Raw genomic sequence first — 24,584 nt, forward strand, 5'->3', positions numbered from 1 at the left:
CGGACTGACTCCGTCGTACGGCGCGGGTCAGGTGCCGAAGCGGGCGACGTCGCTGGGGGAGAGGTCGGGGCGGGCACGGTGTAGGCGTGCGGGATGGCGCCACCGGCCTGAGGCGTCGCGGGCGACGTCGACGCCCAGTTCGACAACCAACTCGGGTTCCACCAGCGTGACGTCCAGCGTCTCGCGGCTGCCCCACCTGGCGGAGAACGACCAGCCCGTCCATGGATGACCGTGCCGCGCCGGGGCGAGTAGCCCGGTGACCGTGCTGCTCGTTGTCTCGGCGAGAGCGGTGGTGCGGCCGGTGTACTGAAGGCGGCCGCGGTCGTCGTACCTGCCGAGCAGCAGGGTACGCCGCGTCGAACAGGGCCTGGACCTCGTCGTAGGTCAGTGGCCGGCGCCGGGGGGTCGCCCTCGTACTCCAGCGTGTGTACCACCGTGTTGGCTTCGTGGAAGACGACCTGAGGTGCCTGCCCGAACCGCTCCCGGCAGGTATCCACCCATCCCTACCGGCGGTCCAGCAGGTACTCCACGATTAGGGTGATCGTCACCTCGTACGCCCGCGCCGTCGACGTCCGGATCGGATTGGCGCCGCTGCGCAGGTGCATTTGAACCGGACCGTGCCCTTTCGGGCGGCCCTACGCTGGATGCATGGGTGTGGGCAGCCGCTTCCACCTTGACCAGGACGGCCACTCCGTCACGGTCCAGTCGGCACGCGCCTCAGGCTCGGTGGAGGTGCTGGTCGACGGGAAGGTGGTCGGCCAGGGACAGGTACCGGGGGCGGGTACCGCCGTGCTGCGTGCCGAATTCCCGGGAGATCCGCCGCGTCCTGTGACTATCAGGCTGGGAGAGATGGGCGGGGTGGTCCTGTGTGAGATGGAGGTCGACCGGGCTCGTTACCTCATGCCGCGGGTCCCGCTGCTACCGGAGCGGCCGCCTGCCTGGCGGCCCCCTCCACATCCCTTCCTGCGCTTGGGCAAGTCGCTTCGCAAGGCCGTGCTCCGAGCCGTGCGCAGGTGTCCTCTCCGCGGGCGCTGACTTCCAACCAGTCTCTGCTCGGACGTCCCCGCGGCTCGTCAGTCCGCGTCAGCTCACCGGGCAGGTGTTCTCCTGAGGTCAGCTGAAGTGCACATCGCTGAGGTCGATCGAGACCATGACCTGCTCGAGGATGGGAGAGCCATGTGCGTCGCGGCGGTATGCCCGGCGCTTGGTGGGCAGCACGATGCCGTCCGCTTCCACGAAGTCGTAGACGTACTGCGCGGCCGGGAATGCGCCCGCCACGTCGACGTGATAGTCGTGTCGGCGCAGCAGCCGGTCGGGGCCGAAGTAGAAGTTCTGGTGGGTGCTGTGGCTGGCGATGTCGGGCGGGAACGCGGCGCGCAGTCCCCGCCACAGTTCGTCTCCTTCCCGCCATGGTTCGATCTCGGTGACCGTGAAGCCGGGCATGGCCAGCAGGAACGGGGTGGTGAGATAGGTCCACAGGGCGTAACCGTTGAAGTAGGCGCGGTCCAGCGGGTCCCAGGGGGTCTCCAGGGTGTGGCCTGTGAAGGATGACCGTGGGTTCTCGCGTGCAGCCACCACTCGCCCGTCGAGCTTGTCGATGCTCACACGTCCGGGCGTGAAGTCGGTCTTCTGGTCGGGGGCGCCGAAGGGTCTGACCGAGGCGTGCTCCTCGTGGAGGAGAACGGTCATCTCGCGGGGCGCGGGATCCTGCGGCAGGCCTTTGGCGGCGAAGAGCTGACCGCCGCTGACAAGGGTGGCTCGCGCCTGGGTCAGCTGGCGCCAGCGCATGTTCCCGCCGTGGGCTTTGATCGACTCGGTGAGTAGTTCGTTCATCTGGTCTCCTGAGGGGGACGACCGCGCTACGTCCGAGGGCTCCGGGCCGGGGGACGGTGCGGTCGGCACAGGCAGTTCGTCATTCCGACAACCGCTCGTGACCAGCAGCCACGATCACGGGACGTCAGTGCAGTGCGAGCGCTCCCGTCTGGACGGCGCGCAGGGCGCGATCGACGGTCTCCTGGTTTTCGCCTACGGGAGCCACGTAGTTGACGACTTCGCGTGCGGCCTCTTCCCCGAGTGTCCGGGTGATCACCCAGGTGGCGAGGTACTGGGACGCCAGGCAACCACCCGCTGTGGCAATGTTCCCCTCGGCGTGGAACGGCGTGTCCAGCACGGTGACGCCGCGGGCTTCGACGAACGGCCGGCTCTTCCTGTCCGTGCACGCCGGCATGCCCTCCAGCAGCCCCAGCCGGGCAAGCACCAGCGCGCCGGAGCACTGCGCGCCGATCAGCTGGCGTGAAGGGTCGAGCCGCAGCCGGGAGACCAGCTCATCGTCGGCGACCACGTCCCGCGTCTTCACGCCGCTGCCGATCAGCACGACCTCGGCCTCGGGCACGAACTCCATCGGGCGCTGCCCGGTCACCTCGACGCCGCTCATCGACGTGACCACCGGCGTCGGCGTCGTGATGAAGGCTTCCAGGCCGTCCTCACGGCACCGGTTGATCAGCGCGGAAGCGATGAAGCTGTCCAGTTCGTTGAATCCGTCGTAGGTGACCACGGCTACCTGCATCACATCTCCTTAAGGCGCGGCGTGAGATCTGCGCTCTTGCCCGGCGCGCCGTTCCGGGGCGAGAGCTGGGTCAGCGCCCGACCCAGGTGGGGCAACCGCACCATGCGGCCGCGGGTCACCAGCGTGGGGCGCCGTCGGCAAGCTGGAGTTCGCCCCGGCCGAAGGAGCAGCTCCGCGTCCAGGACCCTCAGGCCTGTCGGGGATTGGTGGAACAGGGCTTCCAGTACTGCCGCGCCATCGAAGGGCGAGATGGCTTCGTTGTGCGCCACGGATGTCCGCCACCCCCGTCCAGCCTGCTCCTCACTCCTGCGCGCCGCTCCCTTGCATCGCGCGACGTGCCCGGACATGCCGCTGCCGTTGCGGTCGCAGCCCGCCGCTGTTTATGACGCCTGCACTGGACCGGAGCGGTCCCAGCCAGGGGTCGTCTCTTCCCGGTGGATGTCCTCGGCGTGGACCCGCTCGCCGCAGGCCTCGCAGACCGTGTGGGTGACGAGTTCGTGGTCCCGGTGGAGGAGCCGGACGGGCGGTGAGGTGACGGCCCAGCGATCGCCCCAGCCGATGAGCTCGCGGGTGATGCCGGCCAGGTCGCGTCCTGCCTCGGTCAGGTAGTAGCCGCTGTGGCGTGCGTCGTCCGGCAGTGGGCGCCGTTCGAGGACGCCGCTCTCCACCAGCGCCTTCAGGCGTGCCGCCAGACGGTCCGTGGGGGCGCCGGTGTTCCTGGCGATCTGCCGGAACCGGTGGTTGCCGAGCATGACCTCGCGGATCGCCGGCAGAGCCCATCGGTCGCCGACGATCTGCAGGGCGGCGGTGAGCGAGCAGGGGCGTCCGGTCATGTCCTGGGGATCGATGCGTGTGGTCACGGACCCAGTATCACCTCGCGATGGTTTGAGTTCCAAACCGCCCCATGGTTCACTAGCGCCATGCCCATGACGCTTGGATTTCCAAAGCATGCTCGAACCGCCACTGTGGTGGTCCTGGTGGCCGTCTTCATGACCAACCTGGACCTGTGGGTCGTCAACGTCGCCCTTCCGGCCATGGGAGCGAGCTTCTCCGGGGGCGGCAGCGGAGTGACCCTCGGTTCGCTGTCCTGGGTCCTCAACGCCTACGCGATCACCTTCGCCGCGCTGCTGGTGGTGGCCGGGCGCGCCGGTGACCGCATAGGCCAGCGGCCGGTCTTCCTCACCGGGATCGCCGTCTTCACCCTCGCGTCGCTGGGCTGTGCACTGGCCCCGAACCTGGGGACCCTCGTCGTGGCCCGGGTGGTGCAGGCCGTCGGGGCGTCCGCCCAGATCCCGACGTCCTTGGCCCTGCTGCTGGCGACAGTGCCGGCCGAACGCCGTACCCACGCCACCCGGAACTGGGCTGCGGTCGGAGGGCTCGCCGCGGCCGCCGGGCCCGTCGCCGGCGGCCTCCTGACCGAGGTGGACTGGAGGTGGGTCTTCGCGGTCAACGTGCCCATCGGCATCGCCGCGCTCATCGCAGGCCGATCGGCCCTGCCGAAGCCGCCGGCGCGGGAGACGGGACCGCTGCCCGACCTCCTCGGAGCCCTGCTGCTCATCTCGTCGGTCGCGGCATTGTCCGGGGCGCTGGTGCAGGCCCCCGACCGGGGCTGGACGAGCGGCGGGTCCGTACTGCTCCTGGCCGTTGCTGTGATCGGCGGCGCCGCGTTCGTCCTCAGGTCCCTGCGACACCCCCACCCGCTGTTCGAGCTGCACCTGCTACGGCTGCCGCGCTTCGGAGCGGCGAACTCGGGCAGCCTCGTGTTCGGCGTCGCCTTCGCGATCATGCTGCTGTCGAACGTGCTGTGGTGCCAGGAGGTCTGGCACTGGAGCGCGCTGCGCACCGGTGTCGCCCTGGTCCCCGGTCCCGCCCTCGTGCCCGTCGTCACCCTTCTGACCGCCAGCGCCGCGCAGCGCTTCGGGCACGGTCCGCTGGTCGCCGCGGGCGGGTTGCTGTTCACCGGCGGCATGGTCTGGCGCGTGTGCTTCGCGTCCGTCACGCCGGACTACCTGCGTGACCTGCTGCCCAGCCAGTTGTTGACCGGTACGGGCGTCGGCCTGGCTCTGGGCACGCTGGTGGCCGCCGGTGTGCACGCCCTGCCTGGGCACCGTGCGGCGACCGGGTCGGCGCTGGTCAACTCCGTCCGCCAGATCTCCGCCACGATCGGCGTGGCCGTCCTGGTCGCGGTGGTCGGCTCGCACGTCGGTGCCGCCTCACGGCACGACTTCCGGATTGCCTGGTGGGCAGCCGCCGTACTGGGCCTGGCGACCTCGGCGATCGGTGTGCACCTCAGCCGCGGCGGCTCGGGCCGGACGGCGTCCGCCACGTCGAAGGAGCCCGAGGCGGATGCGCAGGCTCTGGCGGACGCGTCCTGACCGATCACTGTCCCATCGTGCGGCGGCAGTCGGGGCCGCCCCGGCAGGCTTGACCAGGTTCACAGGCGGCCCTGGACGCGGCGACCGCACCGCCGATGCACCGGCAGGGCCTCTTCCTACCCGTTGTCCCCGTCCCGGCCGTCTTCGAAGACGAAGAGCGGCTTGGTGCCGTGCGCGGGGGCCTCGGCGAGCGCGACGGCCTCGGGGAAGTGTTCGAGCGGGAACGGCCGGCCTTGGGGGATGCTCAGGACCCCATCGGCGACGAGATCGCGCACCTGGGACAGCGCGCGCAGTGCGTCCTCAGGCGAGGTGGTGCCGAACCAGCGGTTCAGCCAGAAGCCTCGGACCGTTTTGGTCTCGTAGATGACCGAGCGTGCCTGGAGCGGGATCGTCAGCGCCGCCGGGTCGGTCTGCCGGTGGGTGGAGAGCGCGCCGTAGACCACGACCTCCCCGCCCGGAGCCAGTGCCTGGGACACCTGGGCGCCCACCGGGCCCGCGACACAGTCGATGGCCTTCCGCACGCCGGCCGGTCCCGCCGTCTCGGTGACGCGCTGCAACAGGTCCTCGTCCTCAGTGCAGATGACCTCGTCCCCACCGAGCGCTTCGATCTCCTCGACGGCGGCTCGTCGCCGCACGACGTTGATCGTGCGGATACCCAGATGCCTGGACAGCTGGATGACGAGCCGGCCGACGGTGGAGCCCGCGGCCGTCTGCAGCAGCCATTCGCCCGGCTGTACGTCGAGTTCCCGCGTGACGAGGAGCAAAGCGGTCAACGGGTTGACGGCGAGCTGGCAGACACTGGAGTCGCTCAGGTCCTCGGGGACCGGCAGGAGCCTTTGCGTGTCGGCGACGAGGTACTCCTGCCAGGTGCCGACCACAGGGGGGCCGGGTACCGCGGGGACCGCGGCGACCACCACACGCTCGCCGACCGTCGGTCCTTCGGTGTCCGGGCCCAGGACCGCAACACGGCCCACGCACTCCATGGCGCCCCCGACAGCGGGGAATCCGGGGGAAAAACCGTAGCGGCCGCGCAGCACGTGCAGATCACTGGCGTGAATCGGAGTCGCCTTCACACGGACCAGCGCCTGACCGGCTTTCGGCGTGGGAACAGGCCGGGATTCCAGCCGCAGGACGTCGGTGGGCTCGCCGGCCTTCACGGCCACGAGCGCGCGCATGAATCGAGGCATGAGCGACCCTTCGTCTCTCAGCACCCGAGAAGTTCGACGCGATGCCGACGCCGGCATCCTCATTAGCACCGAGCTGTCATCGGCGTCGCCCTCTGCAGGCCTTCACCCGCTCACTCAGGATGACCAGGATGACCGTGAAGCACCGAGGCCCCGTGATCAGGGCCACTCGCCGCAGCCCCCTCTAAGCGCAGATATGAGTCCTCTCATTTCACGCTACGCCCGGATCCGGAAAGATTCCCACCAGCGTGACGTCCAGCGTTTCCCGGCTGCCCCAGCCTGCGCCCCCTGCACCGCGGGCCTGCTCGCCTCCCGCCCGAGCACGGTGGACGTCCAGCGGCTGCGGGCCATCCCAGGACGACCGGTCTCGGCCTTCGAAGTAGGCCCCGGTTGCGTCTTCGCCAACCGCTGCACCTTCGCCCAGGACCGCTGCCGCACCGAACGCCCGCAACTCCGCGTCGTGGACCAGCACGAAGTGGCGTGCCACCGGGCCGAGGAACTGCACGGGCGCCTCCCGTTGGACGCCCCGCAACGATCGGAGACGACATGACCCCGCTGCTGCGCGTGGAGCACCTGCGCAAGGTCTTCCCCTCGCCCCGAGCCACGGACGCAGAAGGCTTCATCGCCGTGGACGACGTGTCGTTCGCGCTGCCTCCCGGCGGCTCCCTGGCCGTGGTAGGGGAGTCCGGATCCGGCAAGACCACCGTCGCCAGGATGATCGCCGGCCTGGAGACGCCCACCTTCGGTCTCATCGGATACGACGGCACGGCCCGGGCCACCGGCCGTGCCCATCATCGGGAGCGCAGGACGCGGGCCCGCGAGGTGCAGATGGTCTTCCAGGACCCCTACACCTCGCTCGACCCGCACCAGAGCGTGGCCGCGGCCATCGGGGAGATCCTGCGCGTCCACTTCCCCGAGGAGAGCGCCCACCACGGCGAACGCGTCCAGCAGCTCCTGCAGCAGGTGGGCCTCGACGAGCGCCAGGGAGCGGCCCGGCCCCGAGCGCTCTCGGGCGGCCAGCGGCAGCGTGCCGCCATCGCCCGGGCGCTGGCGCTGCGGCGGCCCCGGCTGCTGATCCTCGACGAGGCGGTGGCCGCGCTCGACGTCAGCGTCCAGGCCCAGATCATCAACCTGCTCGCCGACCTGCGGCGGTGGGAAACAGGCTCATGTCCGGGTCCAGTTCGGCGAGCGGGACCGGTGCGGTGCCGGCGCCGACACCGGGTATCGCATCGAGCCGGGCCACCAGCGACGGACCCGGCCGGGAGGCGCTGTCGGCGGGGCCGGGCAGGTCGTCGATCGCGGCGGTGATCCGCTGCGTGAGCCGGTCGATCTGTGCGGTGATGTGGTCGATGCTGTCCAGCAGGGTCTGTCAAGCTCGTCGCTCGCAACGCCTTCGGTTTTCGCAACGCCGACGACCAACGACTACGGACACAGCGTCACCACACGCCGGGCCCGCGGACACCTCCGCGCCGCTCAACTTTCAAGACCACCCATAGTCTCTTCGGCCAGTGGCTCGCTGGCGTTCTCCCCACTGCCGGCGGAGGAGACGGCCGGGAGGTAGTCGTCGGCACCGAGTTCGTCCCACGGCGGTCCAACGGTTATCGCACTCGCGGCTGGAAGATCCACGTGGCCGACCTCGCCAGCGAGGCCGGCCTCGAGATCACCGTGTGTCACCTGCCGCCCGGCACATCGAAGTGGAACAACATCGAGCACGGCTGTTCTCCCACATCACCATGACTGGCGCGGCAGACCCTGACCAGCGATGAAGTCATGCTCCAAACCATCGCTGCGACCACCAGCCGCACCGATCTCACCGTCCATGCCGAACTCGACAGCGGTGAATACCCCACCGGCATCCGCGTCAGCGACGACGAGATCGCCGCTCTGTCTGCCCATCACTCGCCATCGCTCCCACGGCGACAGGAACTACACCCTCCACCCCGAGCTTCCGATGCACGCGGCGACCACGGGCAGCACACCGGACGAGGCCCTGGCGGCCAGACCGACTCGCCTCACGCGTCGTTCGCTCCAGGACCCGAGGTTCACGCGAGCAAGTGCTCCGCACACGTCGAGGGCACGAGCGCCTGGTGGCCCCTGGCGCAGGTGCCAAAGCCAAGCTCGCCTCAGCCGACCGGGTCCTGGTCACTGTGCCCCACCTGCGAAAACTCGGTACCTTGGACTTCCTGGGCCAGCTTTTCAACACCACCGCCATCGGGCCGACCGCCCGGCTGGGCAGTTGCTCGCTGAACTGCGGGTAGGTCGCCGTGTGCACCGCGTCGTCGAGCCGGTCCTCTTCGGCGAACCAGGCCACGGCATGGCTGAGGGCTCCCCGCAGGTCCGTCGTGGCTTCGTGTGCCAAGACGTCCTGGAGCAGGTTGCTTGACCGTTGCGGCGTGATGTCCTTGGGGGCTGACGATGTGCAATCTGGCCGCTTCGATCGCTGGCGTGTCGCCCATCCGCTACTTCCCCGGGTGGCTACAGCCCAAACGCTGCCGATCGCTGTGAGTCGACAGAATCGCAGATTGATAAGTCGTACTCATTTTGACCAGGATCACAAATACAAGCCCTGGCTTTCAAGCGTATACACCAACCTTGCTGGTTATAACAGTGCATAAGTAATGCCCGTCGCCTCAAGTCCATCGAAGAAGTGTCGTACACGCTCTTGACGGACCCCTTGATGAGGCGGCTAATTTCTTCCCGCGTTGGTTCGGTACAGCCGTCTCATCTAAGCGACGCCGACCGGGACGGCCCGGCGTCGGTTCATCCAAGCTCCCCCGACCTGCTCGGGCCCCTGCAAACCAAGGGAATCACTCATGACCGTCAACAAGCCTGCGGACCAGCAGTGGCCCCCCACCACCGCCCCACTCATCCACCACCTGTGGGAGCTCGACCAGCGTCCGCTACCCCGGCTCGACGACCCCGCCCTGGCATCGACCTGCCCCCGACGATCTGCATACCATCGCCAACCAGCCCATCGCCGGCCGCCGTCCGCACAGCACGGTGGCCGCACGGTCCGTACCGTACGTGAGAGCGCCGTCTCGTCCAGGGCGAGACGGGCCCGGAGGAGCTGCAACGCCCCTATGCCGAACGCGGGCTGGTCCGGTCGCCAACTTTGCGGGCGGCTGGAACCGCTGGGCCGCCACCGCGGACGAACTGCTCACCGACTGTGCCGGGAACGAGATCTGCGCGCTCCTCGCCGGTACCGCGACCGCCGTGTACCGCCTTCCCGTTTGTAGGTGACCGCCGGCTCTCGTGCTGAAGGGAACTCCGGAGAACACGATGACACTCGCCGTCCGTTACACGGCCGTCCACCCTGGTCGCCCGTGCACGGGTGATCGCAGAGGTCTGTACGGGGCGCGACACCGGCCTTCCGGCCGCCGCCATCGCCTTCCCGACCACCCACCCCAAGCACCGTCGATGTCCGCCTGCTGAAGTCGCCCCCCATACGCGAGATCGTGCCGCTCACCGACGCTCCTGAGCCCTCGGGGCGCTCGACGGCCCGGGCGATGAAGATCCGCGTCAATCACACTGACAACACCCCGGAGCCGCCACATGAACGCTTTGCCGACCATCGGCAGCAGAAGGAGGGGCAGACGATGAGGCCCCTCACCTCCACCATCCGCAAGCTGTCAGCAGTGGTCGCCATGGCCTGCTCGGCTGCGCTGCTGACTTCCCTCACGACACCGACCCCGGCCTCGGCCGCTACCCAAGCGACCTACTACGTCGCCCCCAACGGTGACGACGCCAACGCCGGGACGATCACCGCACCGTTCAAGACCCTGCAGCACGCACGGGACATGGTGCGCACGGTCAACAGCGACATGACCGGAGACATCACCGTCTATCTCCGCGGCGGTGACTACCCGGTGAGCAGCACCATCAACTTCACGTCGGCCGACTCCGGAACCAACGGCCACCATGTCGTGTACGCCGCCTACCAGAACGAGAAGCCGGTGCTGGACGGAGGCGTTCAGGTGACCGGCTGGACTCAGCACAGCGAGAACATCTGGAAGGCCACGCTGAACCGCAACATCAAGCTCCGCTCGCTCTATGTCAACGGCAAGCGCGCCAAGATGGCCTCCAAGACGATCAACTCGGCCGGGTGCTACGGGTCCTACGCCGTCACAGTCGGCCAGGCTTCCTGGGCGTGGGAGTCGGGTTCGCAGTGCGACGGGGCCAAGTACAGCCTCTCCGATCTGCCCGCCATCGCCTCCAACCAGGACGACGTGGAGATCCAGTCGGCGACGACCTGGACCACGGCCATCGTGGGCGTCCGCCAGATCACCACGAGCTCGGACGGCGCCAACCGGGTGGCCCTGTTCCAGGAGCCGGGCGCGGCCATCGCCCAGGGAACGCCGAACGGCAACTTCAAGGCCGGCAGCGGCAGCCACACTTTCATGAACGCGTACGAATTCCTGGATCAGCCCGGCGAGTTCTACTTCGACAAGACGAAGCACACGTTGTACTACTACAAGTCCGGCTCCGAGGACATGACGTCGGCGCAGGTCTTCGCGCCGAACAACGTGTCCACGATCATCAAGATCGCCGGAACGTCCGCAACCGACCACGCGCGGAACATCACGTTCTCCGGTCTCACGGTCGAGCACTCCGACTGGAACCTGGTCAATGTCGCGGGCTCCGTCTTCCGGCAGGGACAGCAGGGCAACGCCAGCTCGACCGTGTACGCGAAGCAGAACTTCCACGCGTACACCTACCGCAACGTCGACCTGCCGCCGGGTGCCATCCAGGTCGAGAACGCCGACGGGATCGTCCTGCAACGCAACACGGTGCAGCACACTGGCGCCGACGGGATCAACATGGTCAACGACGTGACCGACTCGCAGTTGATCGGCAACGTCACGAACGACATAGCCGGATCCGCCATCACCGTGGGGCACCCCCAACACGTGTACATCGGGGACTACACATCGACCAACCACGAGAAGTATCCGGTGGACGTCGAGGGTCTCTGCAAGAACATCTCGATCACGGACAACTACCTCTACGACAGTGCGGTGTTGTTCCAGGGGTCCAGCCCCGTGTCGGCGTACTTCACCGACAGGCTGTCCGTGCAGCACAACCGGATCGAGAAGTCCCCGTGGGCGGGCATCACCCTCGGCTGGGGATGGTGGAACTTCGACGGTTCGGCGAAGTCCATCAATCCCGGGGCACCGACCACCACGGCGAAGAACAACACCATCGGCTACAACCAGATCGTCGACACGATGCAGGTGCTGGGCGACTCCGCTCCCATCTACGACCTGGGCAGCCAGCCGGGCACCGTGATCAGCAACAACTACATCCAGGGCGTGCCGGCCGGCCACAAGTACGGACTGCACCCCGATGAGGGGTCCGCCTACCTCAACTTCCACGACAACGTGCTCGACGTCGACCCGAACGTGGCCTACACCATCAACTCCGGTACATGGGGCAGGCAGCACGACTTGACCATTACGAACACCTACGGCACCGTCAACAAGATCTTCAGCAAGAGCGTCCCGAACAGCACCATCCAGGACGTGCACGCGTACTCGGACGACGTGTGGCCGTCGCAGGCGTACAGCATCGCCGTGAACTCCGGTCTGGAGGACGCCTACAAGGACCTCGTCCCGCAGAGCGACCTGGGTCCGCAGGACTACGCCCTGCCCGCGAGCACGTTCACCGGCAAGGGCGTGTCGTCAATCCCCGTCCGCAGCCTCGGCGACGCGACGAAGACGCTCTGGCTGGCTCCTTCGGGTACGACGACGTTCGCCGTCGGCCCCACCATGACCAAGGCGTCCGGAACGGCGACGACCATCAGTGTCCCGCCGACGGTCGGCGACTACCGCCTCTACGTCCTGGACACCCAGGGGAACGCGTCCGCCGCGTCGAAGTCCCTCGTACGGCAGCGATGGGCCTACGTCGACGACAAGGACTCGGGTCTCACCTACTCCTCTGCCTGGTCGAACTGGAACGACTCCAAGGACTTCGACGGATCCGAGAGATACACCAACAAGACCGGCGACTACGTCCAGTACTCGTTCACCGGCTCGGGCGTTCGGTATCTCAGCATGAAGCAGCCAAACATGGGGAAGGTCGACGTCTACATCGACGGCACCCTGGCGCAGTCGGGCATCGACGCGTACGCCTCGACGGTGACGAAGCAGGTGCCGCTGTTCGAGAAGACGGATCTTCCCGCAGGTCCGCACACCATCAAGGTCGTGTGCTCCGGAACGAAGAACGCGGCTTCGTCCAACACCGTCTGCGCGCTGGACGCGTTCGCCTCCATTCCCTTCCCCGCCAAGAACGCGTTCTACAAGGTCCTCAACAAGAGCAACGGCAAGGCGGCCGACGTCTCGGGCGCATCGTCGACCGCCGGGGCGAACGTCATCCAGTGGAACGACACTGGAGCGCAGAACCAGCACTGGCGGTTCGTCGCAGTGGGTGACGACAGCTACGAGATCGTCAACCAGAACAGCGGCCAGCTGCTGGACGTCACCAGCGCATCCACCGAGGACGGCGCGACCATCATCCAGCAGCCGGACAACAACGGTGCGAGCCAGCACTGGACGCTGACCGCCAGCGGGAACGGCTACTACAAGATCAAGAACGTGAACAGCGGCATGCTGCTCGCGGTGTCCGGCTCGTCGACTCAGCTCGTGCAGACGAAGGATACGAACGCCGACAGCCAGCTGTGGCAGGCGGTGAACGTGGACTGACTCCGGTGGCTGCCGGCCGCCGGGGGCCGCAGGCCCCTGCTCAGCCCCTCGGCCTGCTGCGGGGACGGACCGAAAGAGTCGAAGGGCATGAGGGGCGGTGCCGGTGAAACGCGGACCGGCACCGCCCCCTTTTGACCTCCACCACCGCGTACTTGTGTACGAACCCCTCCCATACACGTGATGACTCCTGAACAAGGACGGAAATCGTGGACATCACCAGACGACAACTCGGCCGGCTCGCCGCGGTCGGCTGCGGGGCGCTTCTGCTGCCGAGCCTGCTGCCCCCCAGCACGGCGGCGGCAGCCACACCTCCCGCCGGTACGTGGGGGGACCAGGGCGACGGCACCTACGTCAACCCCATCCTCCCCGGTGACTTCAGCGACTGGGACTGCATCCGGGTCGGCGCCGACTACTACGGCATCACCAGCACGTTCGGGTACTCGCCCGGCGTGGCCGTCCTGCACTCGACGGACCTGGTGAACTGGCGGACGCTCGGCGGCGCGGTCGACGATCTCACCAGCATCGGCCCCCTGTTGAACTGGGACCGGATGAACCGCTTCGGCCGCGGCGTGTGGGCCGGGGCCATCCGCTACCACGCGGGCCGGTACTGGGTGTACTTCAACACCCCCGACGAGGGCTTCTTCATGACGTCGGCCCCATCGCCGAGCGGGCCGTGGGATCCGCTGACGGCGGTGTGGCGGACCTCCGGCTGGGACGACCCGTGCCCGTTCTGGGACGACGACGGCCAGGGCTACCTGGTCGCCACGCACTACTCGGACGGCTACAAGATCAACCTGTTCAAGATGTCCGAGGACGGCAAGTCGCTGGTCGGCTCGCCCACGGTCATCCACCAGTCGCCGGGCAGCGAGGCCAACAAGCTGTACAAGATCAACGGCCTGTACTACCACCTGTACAGCGAGGTGAAGTCCGAGGGCCGAGTGCTGATGATGAACCGCGGCTCCAGCCTCTACGGCCCCTACGAGACCCGGCAACTGGAGCACGTCAACGCCTCGGTGGACCGCGAGCCCAACCAGGGCGGGCTGGTGCAGGCGCCGGACGGCACCTGGTATTTCGTGACCCACCACGGCCACGGCGACTGGGAGGGAAGGCCGCTGTCCCTGCTACCGGTGACCTGGGTGGACGGCTGGCCGATCCTGGGCCAGGTGGGCGCGGACGGCATCGGCAACATGGTGTGGACCGGCCAGGTACCCGGCGGCGGCACACCCGGCCTGCCCCTCGACGCACTGCCCCCCGTGGTGACCAGCGACCTGTTCACCGACACCCGCCTCAAGCCGCAGTGGGAGTGGTACTACCAGCCGCGCGTGGACCACTGGTCGTTGACCGAACGCCCCGGCTACCTGAGGCTGAAGGCGTTCGCACCGCTGGCGGCCGACAACCTGACCAAGGTCGGCAACACCCTCACCCAACGGGTGCTGCGCACCGCGGGCGACGCGATGGTGACCGTCCGCCTCGAACTGGCCGGCCTCGCCGACGGCCAGCACGCCGGACTGTGCCACTACGCGGCCACCTACGCCGGACTGGGCGTGCGGCGCTCCGGCACCACCACCACGATCGCTCACAACGCCGGCGGCACCCTGACCTACGGCCCGGCCGTCACGCAGGACGCCGTGTGGCTGCGCACCACCTGGAACGTGAGCGGCGTCAGCCAGTTCTCCTACAGCCTCGACGGAAACACCTTCACCGCTTTCGGCGGCACCTACCAGCTCACCTGGGGCGGCTACCGCGGCGACCGGATCGGTCTCTACACCTACAACCCGAACAACACCGGCTACGTCGACGTGGACTCGGTGCAGTACACCATCGCGCCCACCCGTACCTACACGTGCGTCAGCGTGCGCAGCGGCAAGGTCGCCGACGTCGCCAGTGCCTCCAAGGCGGACGGCGCCGCCGTGATCCAGTGGCCCGACAACGGCAAACCGAACCAGCAGTGGACCTTCCAGTCCACCGCGGACGGCTACCACACCATCACCTGCGTCAACAGCGGCAAGGTCCTCGACGTGGCAGGGTCCTCACTGGCGGACGGCGCACGGGTCGTGCAGATGACCGCCGACGGCCGCACGAGCCAGCAGTGGCAGCTGCGCCCCCAGGCCGGTGGCCAGTTCATTCTGGTCAACCGCAACAGCGGCAAGGTGCTCGACGTCAGCGGGGGCAGCACGGCCGACGGCGCCGCACTGATCCAGTACCGCGACACCGGCGGCTCCAACCAGCGGTGGACCTTCCACCGCGTCACCGGCTAGTAGTGCTTGGTCAGGTCGGGATGGGTTGTGGCGTTTCGCGGTGATAGGTGGGGCAGGCGCCGGCCCGGACTGCGAGGAGTAGCTGCAGTTCGCGGGCGGCCTTGTAGAGGCTCAGGCCGACGCCGTCCCTTTTGGGGGCCGGGCGATGCGCTGGAGGGGAGGGTGACGTGGTGGTGCCAGCCTCTGAAGGTGCGGCCCTCGAAGTGGGCCAGGCCCAGGACCTGCTTCATCTCGTGGTAGTCGTGCTCGCAGTTTCGCGGTGCGCACGAGGGTGGCCAGCGGGGTGTCGGCGGGTAGGTTGGACAGCCGGAACTGTACCGGTTCGGGCTCGGTGGCAGGCCGTTCGGCCAGCAGCCAGCGCACGGGCAGTTCGGGTCCGTCGGTGTCTTGCGGATCTCGCGCGTCCGGCCGGCAAGATCCGCAGGGCCACGAACCGCGAGTACATCCGCTTTCACTTGTTCTTTATCTACCTGCTTCGAACGGCGTCTCGAACTGAGTCGCTCACCTGGGGATTCGCGGACGTGGGGGCGGCCTTCGCCTGATCCTGTGCTCCGACCAAGGTGCACTTGACCAAGACGAAGGCCGACGTGGTTTCCGCTCCCCGCCCGCAGGGTGGGCCACCGTGCAACTCCGCCTGCTTGAGTCACTACGTTCGGCGGACGGGCTCGAACTCGTCCGTGGTGTGGCCGAGCGGATGCTCCAGGAGTTGATCGAGGCCGAGGCGACGGCCCGGATCGGCGCGGAGTGGAATGAGCACACCGACACGCGCACCGCGCTTCGCAACGGCCACCGACTGACCAACGGCAGCGATCACGCGATCGTCGCCACGTTCGGGGCCGTCTCCAGGCTGAGCCACCGAGCACGAGGACTACAGGCGAGCTCATATCGCGCACCGATGAGTTTCCCGCGCTGCGCCGGTCTGTACGCGTGAGACCGACTCACGGAGGGCTGGAGCCGTGCGGAAACTGATCTACGGCATGAACCTGACCCTGGACGGCTACATCGCCGCGCCCGGCGACGACATCGGCTGGAGCGTGCCGAGCGACGAGCTGTTCCAGTTTTGGTCCGACCAGTTGCAGGCGACCGACTTGACGCTGTACGGGCGCAAGCTGTGGCAGACGATGAGTTCCTACTGGCCGACCGGCGACCAGCAGCCCAACGCCACCCCGGCGCAGGTTGAGTTCGCGCGTCGCTGGCGGGACATGTCGAAGGTGGTGTTCTCTTCGACGATCGACAAGGTCGACTGGAACACCCGCCTGGTCACCGGCGACGCGGTCGCCGAGATCACCCGGCTCAAGGCCGAGGACGGCGGCCCGATGGACATCGGCGGCGCGACGCTCGCCGGGGTGGCCATGCGGGCTGGGCTGATCGACGAGTACGTGCTGGCCACCGCGCCGGTCCTGGTGGGCGGCGGCACGCCGTTCTTCACCGCGCTGGACAGCTGGGTGAACCTGAACGTGGTAGAGACGCGGACGCTTCCCTGCGGCGTGATCCTGACCAGGTACGAGACGAGGCGCTGAGCGCCCGTCCCGCGACTCGACCGCCCGCCGGGTCCACGCGAACGTGAACGCCACCACTGGGTGGACAGACAGCAGTGCGCACAGCGCCGCTTCCCGGTCTGTCTCGCCCCTTGCCGAGTCCGGGAGGCCGCCAGACAGCAGCGGCGCTCATTTGGTCGTCGGGTAGCCGATCTGGGCTATGTCCTTGGCCAGATCACCGAGTGTCACTTCCGGGTTCAACGCCGAGACGATCTCCTGAGTCAGCGGCGTGAGATCAAAAACCGCTTGCACCGCGGCCAGGTCAAGCGTCACTTCGTAGACCTCCTCGGCGAACTCCCGGTAGGCCTCGGCACTGCCCGCGATGAGCACATCGAACAGCCACTCAGCACCGTCGGCGTCGTCCATGTCCTCGTCCGGCACGTGTACTTCGCCGCACCTCCACTGGCTGTCCGCACTCTCGCGCCAGAAGCAGACGGTCGCTCGGGGCAGTCCGTTGTGGTCGGCGAAGGCGGGCTCGTCCAGATAGGGACGGAAGACGTCCGGTACCGAGTCGAAGAGCCCAGGCCAGAGCGCCGGAGGCGCGACGTGATAGAGAAACATCGGCGACTCGTGGTCGCACGCCTGGGCATAGACCCCGGCGGCGGAGAACACGATGGCGTAGTCGTTGCCAGCGCCGTCCCTCATCGAGGCCATCTCCTCGCCCGGCGACCAGCCGGAATCGAAGGAGTAATACCTCCACTCACACTCAGGGCTCAGAACGGCGTCCAGCACCGCCAGGGCCCTGGCCCGATCGCGGACCGTCGCGATGGCAGGCAGCTGCTTGATCACTTCATAGACTGACACGGAGCCATCCAAGCGGAGCCCACTGACACCTGCCGCGCTGGCCATAGTCCAGGAGGCGGCATGACAGCTGATGACCACACGGGCTTCGACCCCGTGACCACCCCCGAAATTCAACCCTTACCAGATCTAACAGTGACAAAATCTGCATATCGGTTCTGGCGGGTGGGAGGGAAGGGTGGATCTGGATGTTGTCGCCGATGAGTTGTACGGCCTGCCGCCGGGTGACTTCACCCCGGCACGGGACGCCCGGGTCAAGGCCGCCCGCGCCGCGGGGGACCGCGATCTGGCCGACCAGATCCGTCGGCTGCGCCGCCCGACCCAGGCCGCGTGGGCGAGCAATCTGCTGATGCGCGAGCAGCCCGAGGAGGTGCAGCGGCTGCTGCAGCTGGGCGAGGCGCTGCGGCAGGCTCACAAGGATCTGGACGGTGAGCAACTGAGGGAGCTGTCGGCACAGCAGCACCAGCTCACCTCCGCTCTGCCCGGCAGGCCGGCGAGCTGACGGCCCAGGCCGGGCAGCCCATCAGCGATAACACGCGGCACGAGGTCCAGGGCACCCTGCACTCCGTGCTCGCCGACCCTCAGGCGGCCGAGCAGTGGGCGAAGGGGCGTCTGACGAAGCCGCTGAGCGCCCCGGTCGGCTTCCCCACCCCCTCCCGGCAGCCGCGCCAGCCCCGGCTGCCGACCGAGCCGAGCCCGCGGGCGAGGTGGCCGACCTGGATGCCGCACGCACCCGTGCTGCCCACTCCAGCCCGAGGTCGGCCAGTTTGCCCCCATAGCCAGGCGACGGCGAGAGACAGACGATCTCTTCGCCCTTGGGAGTGAAAGAGGGCCCCTGCTGCCCTCGATCAGCCGCCCGTCGAGGTCTTCGCCCTGCACACGCGGTATCGAAGGCCACTCCTGCGCGCTGCTGAGCGTGCGTTCGGCTGCGTGTCTTCGTACGGTTTTCAGTGCCCGGCTCGGACAGGACGGCAGGGCTTGGCGGTCCCGTGCCCGGTCGCACGTTGCATGGGACCGCCCCCGAGGAGTAACTGGCTGCGGAATGGCAGGGTTGGGTGCTCCTGTCGTCTCTTCCCGATGGCCCCGCGGCGGTCAGGCGAGCTGCCGGCGGTCAGTGCCTCCTCTCGGTCGCGCTGGACGAGTGGCTCAGCGCCCGCGGCTTCTGACGCGGCGTACATCTCCCCGGGTGTCCGCGAACGCTTCTCTCGCTCGCGGACGCCCATCCCGCGACTATTCCAATAGCCCTATAGCGGATAGCTATCCGCCTAGCCACACCGACCGGAGCAGCTCGCGTGCCTGATCACTCCCCCTACGCCCGTCGACTGCGTGAAATCGCCGATGCGCTCGACGCCGAGCCCCACCCGACCGACGACGCTCCTACGCCGCACCCGGACACTTTGGACGTCATCGGAAACCGGCACACCAAACGCGGACAGCTCAACCACGCCGTCCCCGAAGTGCTCCAGCTTCAGCGCCGGATCCGCCGCTACAGCGCCGACACTGGTCTACCGCATGGAGGCATCGTCCCTCTCGCCCTCGGTACCTGGCTCCGTGCCAAGGGATACCCGTCCGACCTCTAGCCGTGAGAGAAGGAAGTTTTCTGACCAGCCTTCTCGGGCGCCGTTCCGTGCCCCGGCCGTGAGGGGAGGCATACAGCGGCAGGCGCGTCACAGTGAGTAGCCGGGCGACCGGCTCGGGGGGCGGGCCGCGGTAACGGATCAGTTGTAGAAGTTCTTCGGCCAGCGGTGCTTGGCCAGAAGCGTGAGTTGCCCGTCGGTCAGTGGCGGTGTCTCGGCGACCGCCGCGTTGCGTTCCACGTTCGCCAGTGACCGCATCCCGACGATGACCGTGGAGACCGCCTGTCCGGCGAGCGCGAACCGCAGGGCGACGGACGGCAGCTCGTCGACACCGATCCCCAGGTCGGCCAGAAGGGCGTCCACGCGCCTCTCGACCAGGGCGGCCCGGTCGTCCCTGAAGTACCAGTTGCGCCAGTCGCCCTCGGGGAAGGTGACGCCCGTACGGATCGAGCCCGTGAGGGCGCCTTCGTCGAGTGCGACCCGGCCGATCACACCGACGCCGTACTCCGCGCAGGCCGGCAACAGGGCCTCGGACGGGGCCTGTTCGAAGATGTTGTAGATGACCTGGACGGCGTCCAGCACTCCGGTGCGCAGTACCGTGAGCACGTTCTCGGGCTGGTGGTCCTTGACGGAGATCCCGAAGAACCTGATCTTGCCTTCCTCTTTGAGGGCGCCCACCGTCTCCAGCCAGTCGCCGCGGCCGGTCCACTCGTCCTCCCAGGTGTGCAGCTGGAGCAGGTCGACGTGGTCGCGGCCCAGTTCCCGCAGACTGGTCTCCAGGCCCTCGCGCAGATGCGCGCCGGGGAACACCTCCATGACGTCGAGTCCGCTGGGCGCCAGGGAGACCGGGATCTTGGGCCCGACCTTCGTCGCCACGTACACACCGTCACCGCCGCCGGGGAGTTCCCGGAGGGCACGGCCCACGACACGCTCGCTTCGGTCGTAGGCCCTGGCGGTGTCGATGAGGTTGACGCCCAGGTCGAGGGCACGGTGCAGGGCGCGCACGGCGGAGTCGTCGTCGGCGCCGACCCACGCCCCCTGACCCAACCCCCAAGCCCCGAAGCCGATTTCGGAGACGGTCAGTCCGGTACGGCCGAGTTCGCGATAACGCATGTGCTGTTCAGACTCCTTCGCATTGTCAGGCAGTGGCACCGGGCACAGGGCCCAGATCGAGTCGGACGGGCTCGTCGCGGTCGCAGTGCAGCCTGCCGTCGACGGCCCTCGGATAAAGTGCGCTCCTCAATTGAACAGGGAGGCTGTTCGGGGTGCGCGGGCAAGAGAAGTGAGCCGGTCGCGCGCCAGGCTCGGAGGGCGTTCCCGCGGTGGCGCCCGGGCCGAGAGGTAGCCGGCGGCGCGCGTCCCGCGCCTTCCGGCCAGGTCGCACCTGTGTCGGGGAGGCGGACCAGGCGCGCGCTCGCCGAGGGCAACCGCATCTGCATCGCGCTGCCGCTGGCCGCCATCGGCGTGCGAGTCGAGGGTGGCGCCACAGCGCTCCACCTCGGCGGCGAACTCCTCGGCGCAGTGCCGACGGGGGAGGGCACTTGGCTCGGGCGGGCCCTCATCTCCATCGGCGCGCTGGAGATGAGTGCCCGCGACGGCCCGTCCGGCCTGCCGGTATCCGATGAACAGGGGACGGACCTGAGTCCGTCGATACTCGCCGATCGACGCAGCGTCCGGATCGGCGACCGGTACTCAGCCGTGCGCGATGAGGGCTATCCGGCCGCCAGCGGTGTGACGGCGATCTGGTCGATCACCGGCGCGTACGAGGATCGCTGGCCGTGCTCGTTGTAGGTGTCGCCGTCGAAGTCCGGCAGTTCCTCCGCAGTGAAGGTGAGGCGGTTCGTGCCCTTCTTGAGGGTGACCCGGATGGTCAGGCCCTGGAAGCTGTTGAAGTGGAAGGTCGTCGGGAACAGGATCCTGCGGGCCGGTCCGCCGTTGACCGAGAGGTCGGCGTGCCGGGCGATGGGGTCGGGGTTGTAGTGGGTGGACGGCGCCTGTTCGCCGTTGGAGTAGCGGATGGTCAGGGCGTGCCGACCGGCGCGCTCGGCGGTGACGTCGAGGGTGAGGGCGTTGGCCCTTGCGGCGCCGATGTCAGTGACCGCCTTGCCGCCGGCGGCGAAGGGGTATGCGGTGGTGACCCTGGTGGCGCCGGTCAGCGTGCCGTTCTCGGCCTGGTAGACCATCGGTACGAGGGTGCCGCCGCCCGAGGCCACTCGCAGCCGGTCGAGGAGCAGTTCCTTCGAGTCACCGTTCACGGTGATCTTGTTGATGCCCCCGGACAGGAACACTCGCAGCGTGTCCGTGCCCTTCGTCTCGCCTCCCACCTGGGGGACGTCGAGTTCCTCACCGTCCAGCAGCACCTTTGCCCGGCCGCCGCCGAAGTGGTCGACGCAGACCGCCGATTCGCCGTCTGTGGGTGAGTACACCCAGAAGGTGGCGGAGGAACCCTTGGGCAGCGGCACCGTGCCCGGGCCCGAGGCGCCGGGGCGGGTGTAGTCGGGCCGGGTTCCGGTGAGGGTGGCGTACTCGGCCTCGTAGAGGGCCGGTTGGGTCGGGTGCTCGCCGCGCAGCGCCAGGTCGATCTTGTCGGTGATCGCGTCGCCCTTGGTGACGCCGAGGTCCGCATCCTGCGGGAGTTCGTAGTCGTCCGGCTCCCGCAGCTGTCCGGACTTCCGTTTGATCTCCTCATGGCGGTCCATACGCGCAAGTGCAAGGTCGGCGGTCTCACATGAGGTGAGCGCGGCCGGATCGTCCCGTACGACGGGGGGGGGAGGCTCCCCCCAGGCGCGCCGCGTGGTGGCGTCGGCAACGAGACGGCGGTGGGTGTCCAGCCAGTTACGCATCTGGGTGGGAGGTACCGCCAGGGCGTCCATGAAGACGGTGAACAGCTTCTCGGTGGTGGGGATACGTCCCTTCAGGACCAGCTGCAGGGTCGAGTGCGGCAACCGCGTCCGGCCGCCCTGGTCTCTGCCCGCCCTCTGCTCAAGTTGCTGCAGCGGCGGGTACCCGCCCTCTATCCGCATGAAGATCATGGACTCGACGAACTCGACGCCCGAGGTGACCATCTTCGGGCCCAACTTCCGCGCACCAGACGGCAGGACCTCCTCCGCCTTCGCGCCGTGCCAGAGCTTTGCCATGTCGTACTCGTTGCGGCCGCAGGCGCGGGCGATCCTCTCCATCGTCTCCAGCAGGGGCACCCGCTTTCCTGCGAGGGCGCGCCGTACGACGCTCTCCGAGACTCCGCTGTCCTTGGCGAGCACCTCAAAGGTCTTGCCCGAGGACTCCTTGGCGTTGCGCAGCCGCTGCACGAGAGCCCGCAGCTGAGGGGGCGTACTGTCCGGAAGCGGGCTGAGCGGTCGGCCAGCCATCAGAGCGCCCTGCCGAACGCGCGGCGCACGTCCGAGCCCAGCCCCGGCCGGGCACGCGCGAGCCGGCCGGCGGCCGTGGCCGCCAGCACGCCCAGCGCGGCGGGCACCTCAGGTCCGGTCGCGGCCAGCACGGTGACGGCCAGGACGACGATGACGATGACGACGGCGTCACCGGCCGGGAGACGGTCGACGGGCGGGTATGCGGCGCCGCACTCGGCGGCCACCGCGAAGACCGCACCGGCCGTGGCCAGGCGGGCGGGGAAGAAGACGAACACCGATGCTCCTCGGAACTGAAGCCGGGACAGATACAGCTCGACGTCAGGCCGTTGCGGGCGAGACGCCCGGCCCTGGCGAGGCCTCGACCCGTGCACCCCGGCCGCGTCTTTGACCTCACCCTGCCCCTCGACCAGGCCGCCGAAGGCTACAAGGCCATGGACGAACGCCGCGCTATCAAAACCCTCCTCCGTCCCTGACCGCCACCGGGGGCAAGAACCCCTCCCCGTGGTCCGCCGAGATTTGGTCAACGAGGGCCTGGACGCTGAGGGAGAACATCCGTGTGGCCACCATCGAAGGGCTCGACACCGCCGCCCGCAAGGCCAAGCGCAGCGGCCGGCTCCCTGTCATCACCGACGACATGCTCCACACCGTGCTGCAGCGCCGCGCGGGCGGCGAGTCCGTCGAACAGAGCCAGCGCGACCTCGTCATCCCCACCGGCAAGCGCAAAGGACAGGACCCCTCCGTCGCCAGCACCTACCGGGCGCTCGCCGGTCACGGGAAGAGGGAGGCGTACCCCGAAGCCGTCGAGGCCGCGCACGCCGACTTCACTGCCCTCCACGCCGGCGAAGTGACCGGATCACGGAGCGTGGGCAAGCCTGCCGGGGCTTCAGGATGTGAGCTGCCCCGATTTTCGTAGAGTCAGGTGATTTTGTTTCAGGCGGACTGCGGGGGCTGCTCCTGCCTCTGCCGGAAGTCGCGTTCGTCAGCAGCAGGAGATCGATCACAAACTTGGTGATCTTGTAACGATGGGCCGCCCCCTGTGACACGCAGGACCTGGGACGCGCTGAACACAGTGACCCCGGTCGGGATCACGCCGCCTGATCTCCGGGGGGAGGTATGCGGGCGGCGTCAAGACAGAGGCGCGGCTCGTTTACCACCCCGTGGCGGGCCCGTCCCCTGTTCATCTCGCAGCGTTTAGAGCGGAGTTCACGCCGATGATCAGCGTCATAGTCGCCGCGTACGACCTTCAGGGACAGCTGGAGGTCTGCCTGAATTCGATACTGAACCAGTCCTTCCGGGACGTGGAGGTTGTCGCGGTCCTGGACCAGTCTGCTGAATGCCCTGCGGACTTGGTGGATGACTATGCTCGGCGGGATGGGCGGGTCTCGGTCGTGCGGCTGACGGGCGTCGCTGGCATCGGCCGGATACGCAACGCGGGGGCGGAGCGCGCCGCCGGTGACTACCTGCTGTTCCTGGACAGCGATCACATCATCGGGGGTGAAACGCTTCAGGCGATGGTCGATCGGCTGCAATCGGCAGACGAGCCGGACGTTCTTCTCTTCGGGCACACTCGCCTCCATCGCGGCCGCTCATGGCCCGGTGCCGCCGCCGGCCTGCTTGCCCGGCAGGGACGTGAGCCCTTCGCCTCGATGGACCAGCCCGAGTTGTTCGGTGCTCCCGCCTACTCCTGGGACCGTTTGGTCCGCCGCGACTTGTGGACCCGGCAGGAACTCGCGTTCCCTGACGGTCTCCACGAGGAGGTCGCAGTCGTCCACCGTGCCATGCTCGCCGCCGACCGGGTCGCCGTCCTGAAGTGGAACTGCGTCCAGATCCGCCGTCGGCACACTCAACACCCCGCAGGCTCACCGGGCGGCACCCACTTCGACGTCTTCGGCCGGTACGAAGACAGCTTCGACTTGCTCGAGGAGCGCGGCGCCCTGGAGGTTGTGGCTCCCTTCCTCTTCACTCGTATGATCCGTCACTACCTCTTCCTTCTCAATCTCGAGGGATGTCTCTCCCGCTCCGAGCGCCCGCAGTTCTTCCAACGCGCCAGCGAGCACTACCGGCGGTTCCTCCCCGACGGCTACGAGCACCCCGAGGGTCGGGAGGGTGTCAAGTTCCAGCTCGTGGCGAGCGGGAGATACAGTGCGCTGGAGGCCGCCAGTCTCCCTCAGCGCGCGCGGAGTTTCGTCTCCCGGGGCGCCGCTGTCCGCGGACGGTAG

General features: G+C 68.2%; 22 protein-coding genes and 5 pseudogenes. 15 read left to right on the top strand and 12 right to left on the bottom strand.

Annotated features, from left to right (window positions below; all coding sequences use genetic code 11):
- Positions 1-27: 27 nt before the first annotated feature.
- From N8I84_RS40900 to N8I84_RS40915, 4 genes are all read right to left on the bottom strand, one after another.
- The gene (locus tag N8I84_RS40900; RefSeq protein WP_263234570.1) at positions 28-162 is read right to left on the bottom strand and encodes an ATP-dependent DNA ligase; all 135 of its coding nucleotides are present in this window, start codon (positions 160-162) and stop codon (positions 28-30) included.
- Between the two features lie 951 nt (positions 163-1,113).
- The gene (locus N8I84_RS40905; protein WP_263234571.1) at positions 1,114-1,833 is read right to left on the bottom strand and encodes a hypothetical protein; all 720 of its coding nucleotides are present in this window, start codon (positions 1,831-1,833) and stop codon (positions 1,114-1,116) included.
- A 124-nt stretch (positions 1,834-1,957) separates the two neighbouring features.
- Positions 1,958-2,566, bottom strand: a complete 609-nt coding sequence (locus tag N8I84_RS40910; protein ID WP_263234572.1) for a DJ-1/PfpI family protein — start codon at positions 2,564-2,566, stop codon at positions 1,958-1,960.
- A gap of 380 nt (positions 2,567-2,946) precedes the next feature.
- Positions 2,947-3,426, bottom strand: a complete 480-nt coding sequence (locus N8I84_RS40915; RefSeq protein WP_263234573.1) for a winged helix-turn-helix transcriptional regulator — start codon at positions 3,424-3,426, stop codon at positions 2,947-2,949.
- Between the two features lie 66 nt (positions 3,427-3,492).
- Between N8I84_RS40915 and N8I84_RS40920 the strand changes: the two genes are divergently transcribed.
- Complete coding sequence (locus tag N8I84_RS40920; RefSeq protein ID WP_263235047.1) at positions 3,493-4,941, top strand: MFS transporter; 1,449 nt, start codon at positions 3,493-3,495, stop codon at positions 4,939-4,941.
- Between the two features lie 116 nt (positions 4,942-5,057).
- Here the strand turns inward: N8I84_RS40920 and N8I84_RS40925 are convergent, their stop codons facing one another.
- A complete protein-coding gene (locus N8I84_RS40925; protein WP_263234574.1) occupies positions 5,058-6,128 on the bottom strand; it encodes a zinc-dependent alcohol dehydrogenase family protein in 1,071 nt (356 codons plus the stop codon).
- 193 nt (positions 6,129-6,321) lie between these two features.
- On the opposite strand from N8I84_RS40925, the gene N8I84_RS40930 reads away from it, so the two are divergent.
- Complete coding sequence (locus tag N8I84_RS40930; protein WP_263234575.1) at positions 6,322-6,675, top strand: oligopeptide/dipeptide ABC transporter ATP-binding protein; 354 nt, start codon at positions 6,322-6,324, stop codon at positions 6,673-6,675.
- Positions 6,672-7,433 carry an ATP-binding cassette domain-containing protein gene (locus N8I84_RS40935; RefSeq protein WP_263234576.1) on the top strand — a complete coding sequence of 254 codons (762 nt, stop codon included), beginning with the start codon at positions 6,672-6,674 and terminating at the stop codon, positions 7,431-7,433. The genes N8I84_RS40930 and N8I84_RS40935 overlap by 4 nt, the downstream gene beginning before the upstream one ends.
- 165 nt (positions 7,434-7,598) lie before the next feature.
- On the opposite strand, the gene N8I84_RS40940 is transcribed toward N8I84_RS40935, so the two are convergent.
- Entirely contained in the window at positions 7,599-7,838 is a 240-nt protein-coding gene (locus N8I84_RS40940; RefSeq protein WP_263234577.1) for a hypothetical protein, read from the bottom strand.
- Here N8I84_RS40940 and N8I84_RS43445 point away from each other — a divergent pair.
- The 4 genes and pseudogenes from N8I84_RS43445 to N8I84_RS40960 all read left to right on the top strand — a co-directional run.
- A pseudogene (locus tag N8I84_RS43445) lies at positions 7,752-7,979 on the top strand (ISAzo13-like element transposase-related protein); the annotation flags it as partial. The gene N8I84_RS40940 and the pseudogene N8I84_RS43445 overlap by 87 nt on opposite strands.
- A 1,245-nt stretch (positions 7,980-9,224) precedes the next feature.
- A pseudogene (locus N8I84_RS43330) lies at positions 9,225-9,365 on the top strand (amidohydrolase family protein); the annotation flags it as partial.
- 356 nt (positions 9,366-9,721) lie between these two features.
- Positions 9,722-12,823 (top strand): RICIN domain-containing protein, encoded by a 3,102-nt coding sequence (locus N8I84_RS40955; protein WP_263234578.1) that lies wholly within the window; start codon positions 9,722-9,724, stop codon positions 12,821-12,823.
- A gap of 206 nt (positions 12,824-13,029) precedes the next feature.
- Positions 13,030-15,081, top strand: a complete 2,052-nt coding sequence (locus N8I84_RS40960; RefSeq protein ID WP_263234579.1) for a family 43 glycosylhydrolase — start codon at positions 13,030-13,032, stop codon at positions 15,079-15,081.
- Between the two features lie 146 nt (positions 15,082-15,227).
- On the opposite strand, the pseudogene N8I84_RS43450 reads toward N8I84_RS40960, so the two are convergent.
- Positions 15,228-15,532: pseudogene (locus tag N8I84_RS43450) on the bottom strand (IS701 family transposase); the annotation flags it as partial.
- 171 nt (positions 15,533-15,703) lie between these two features.
- Between N8I84_RS43450 and N8I84_RS43455 the strand changes: the two are divergent.
- Positions 15,704-15,874 (top strand): annotated as a pseudogene (locus N8I84_RS43455) (transposase); the annotation flags it as partial.
- A 163-nt stretch (positions 15,875-16,037) separates the two neighbouring features.
- Entirely contained in the window at positions 16,038-16,601 is a 564-nt protein-coding gene (locus N8I84_RS40970; protein WP_263234581.1) for a dihydrofolate reductase family protein, read from the top strand.
- A gap of 147 nt (positions 16,602-16,748) precedes the next feature.
- Here the strand turns inward: N8I84_RS40970 and N8I84_RS40975 are convergent, their stop codons facing one another.
- The gene (locus N8I84_RS40975; protein WP_263234582.1) at positions 16,749-17,423 is read right to left on the bottom strand and encodes a hypothetical protein; all 675 of its coding nucleotides are present in this window, start codon (positions 17,421-17,423) and stop codon (positions 16,749-16,751) included.
- A gap of 175 nt (positions 17,424-17,598) precedes the next feature.
- Between N8I84_RS40975 and N8I84_RS40980 the strand changes: the two genes are divergently transcribed.
- Positions 17,599-17,922 (top strand): hypothetical protein, encoded by a 324-nt coding sequence (locus N8I84_RS40980; protein WP_263234583.1) that lies wholly within the window; start codon positions 17,599-17,601, stop codon positions 17,920-17,922.
- Between the two features lie 79 nt (positions 17,923-18,001).
- Here N8I84_RS40980 and N8I84_RS40985 read toward each other — a convergent pair whose 3' ends face one another.
- The gene (locus N8I84_RS40985; protein WP_263234584.1) at positions 18,002-18,166 is read right to left on the bottom strand and encodes a hypothetical protein; all 165 of its coding nucleotides are present in this window, start codon (positions 18,164-18,166) and stop codon (positions 18,002-18,004) included.
- Positions 18,167-18,712: 546 nt separating this feature from the next.
- Here N8I84_RS40985 and N8I84_RS40990 point away from each other — a divergent pair.
- Positions 18,713-19,000: a hypothetical protein gene (locus N8I84_RS40990; RefSeq protein WP_263234585.1), complete on the top strand. Its 288-nt coding sequence runs from the start codon at positions 18,713-18,715 to the stop codon at positions 18,998-19,000.
- Positions 19,001-19,138: 138 nt separating this feature from the next.
- Here the strand turns inward: N8I84_RS40990 and N8I84_RS40995 are convergent, their stop codons facing one another.
- Positions 19,139-20,110 carry an aldo/keto reductase gene (locus tag N8I84_RS40995; RefSeq protein ID WP_263234586.1) on the bottom strand — a complete coding sequence of 324 codons (972 nt, stop codon included), beginning with the start codon at positions 20,108-20,110 and terminating at the stop codon, positions 19,139-19,141.
- Positions 20,111-20,383: 273 nt separating this feature from the next.
- Here N8I84_RS40995 and N8I84_RS41000 point away from each other — a divergent pair, with 273 nt between their 5' ends.
- A complete protein-coding gene (locus tag N8I84_RS41000; protein WP_263234587.1) occupies positions 20,384-20,788 on the top strand; it encodes a hypothetical protein in 405 nt (134 codons plus the stop codon).
- On the opposite strand, the gene N8I84_RS41005 is transcribed toward N8I84_RS41000, so the two are convergent.
- Together N8I84_RS41005 and N8I84_RS41010 are read right to left on the bottom strand one after the other, a co-directional pair.
- Entirely contained in the window at positions 20,710-22,365 is a 1,656-nt protein-coding gene (locus N8I84_RS41005) for a helix-turn-helix domain-containing protein (protein ID WP_263234588.1), read from the bottom strand. The genes N8I84_RS41000 and N8I84_RS41005 overlap by 79 nt on opposite strands.
- Positions 22,365-22,640, bottom strand: coding sequence for a hypothetical protein (locus N8I84_RS41010; protein WP_263234589.1), 276 nt, complete (start codon positions 22,638-22,640; stop codon positions 22,365-22,367). The genes N8I84_RS41005 and N8I84_RS41010 overlap by 1 nt, the downstream gene beginning before the upstream one ends.
- Before the next feature lie 90 nt (positions 22,641-22,730).
- On the opposite strand from N8I84_RS41010, the pseudogene N8I84_RS41015 reads away from it, so the two are divergent.
- The 3 genes and pseudogenes from N8I84_RS41015 to N8I84_RS41025 all read left to right on the top strand — a co-directional run.
- Positions 22,731-22,838 (top strand): annotated as a pseudogene (locus tag N8I84_RS41015) (IMP dehydrogenase); the annotation flags it as partial.
- Positions 22,839-22,921: 83 nt separating this feature from the next.
- A complete protein-coding gene (locus N8I84_RS41020; RefSeq protein ID WP_263234590.1) occupies positions 22,922-23,278 on the top strand; it encodes a hypothetical protein in 357 nt (118 codons plus the stop codon).
- A gap of 298 nt (positions 23,279-23,576) precedes the next feature.
- Positions 23,577-24,584, top strand: coding sequence for a glycosyltransferase family 2 protein (locus N8I84_RS41025; protein WP_263234591.1), 1,008 nt, complete (start codon positions 23,577-23,579; stop codon positions 24,582-24,584).

It is taken from the genome of Streptomyces cynarae, assembly GCF_025642135.1.
Taxonomy (GTDB): Bacteria; Actinomycetota; Actinomycetes; order Streptomycetales; family Streptomycetaceae; genus Streptomyces; species Streptomyces cynarae.